General features: G+C 59.6%; 2 rRNA genes. Both read right to left on the bottom strand.

Features of this window, described 5'->3' with window-relative positions:
• Positions 1-759, bottom strand: a 23S ribosomal RNA gene (locus BKH28_RS13080); the annotation flags it as partial.
• 443 nt (positions 760-1,202) lie between these two features.
• Positions 1,203-1,310: ribosomal RNA gene (locus BKH28_RS13075) — 16S ribosomal RNA — on the bottom strand; the annotation flags it as partial.

Here is a 1,310-nt window from a genome sequence, read left to right as displayed (position 1 = left end):
AGAACGCGCCACTACAAACGCCCTATTCGGACTCGCTCTCGCTACGGCTACCCCACACGGGTTAACCTCGCGACACGCCACTGACTCGCAGGCTCATTCTTCAAAAGGCACGCCACCACCCCCACACACAACGCATGCGAAGGCTCTGACGGCTTGTAAGCGCCCGGTTTCAGGTACTATTTCACTCCCCTCCCGGGGTACTTTTCACCATTCCCTCACGGTACTATCCACTATCGGTCATCAGGAGGTATTCAGGCAGCCAAGTGGTCTTGGCAGATTCACACAGGATTCCACGAGCCCCGTGCTACTCGGGCAAACCGTCCCAGACACGCACCAACCAGTTCCGCCTACGGGGGTATCACCCACTACGCCACGCCTTCCCAGACGATTCAGCTACCGGCCAGCACACGCGCCCCCTCTCCGGCAGAAGAGAAAACAGAACAGCCCCACAACCCCGCACACGCAACCCCTGCCGAGTATCACACGCACACGGTTTAACCATCATCCGCTTTCGCTCGCCACTACTCACGGAATATCTTCTCCTACGGGTACTGAGATGTTTCACTTCCCCGCGTCACCCCCCACACCCTATACAATTCAGATGCAGGTGACACGACATAACTCGTGCCGGGTCCCCCCATTCGGAAACCCTCGGATCACAGCCCGCCAGCCGGCTCCCCGAGGAATATCGCAGGCCACCACGTCCTTCATCGGCCCCTGATGCCAAGGCATCCACCGAACGCTCAAAAAAACAAACAACAAAACAATCACGACAAAACAATCATCGCAGATCACAGTAAGATGCTCGCGTCCACTATACAGTTCACAACCAACCCACCCACACCCACCCCCACCACCCACAAACAGGGAAGCAGAACACGGGCCAGGCAACCAGGGCGCACTGCCCCAGAACCCCGACAGCATGCCACCCCCCACACGCACACAAGCACGCGCAAGAGGCACCCACCAACCAGCCGACCACCACGACCACAACAGCCGCAGCAGCCCACCAGCAGCAGGCGTGTCTCCTATGCCAGCACCAGGCAACCAACCACACCCGGCCCCCACCACCAAAGGCAAGAAACCAGAGCAACAGCCAGCCGCCCTTCCGCAGAAGCAGCACCCCGACCGGCCCGGACCCAACAAACGGCCCAGACAAGATCAACAGCCAGGAAGCCACCCCCACACAAACCTATCCTTAGAAAGGAGGTGATCCAGCCGCACCTTCCGGTACGGCTACCTTGTTACGACTTCGTCCCAATCACCAGCCCCACCTTCGACCGCTCCCCATAGGGCCACGGGCTTCGGGT

The sequence above is a fragment of the Actinomyces oris genome (assembly GCF_001937665.1).
Taxonomy (GTDB): domain Bacteria; phylum Actinomycetota; class Actinomycetes; order Actinomycetales; family Actinomycetaceae; genus Actinomyces; species Actinomyces stomatis.
This window is presented reverse-complemented; position numbering and strand designations above follow the sequence as displayed.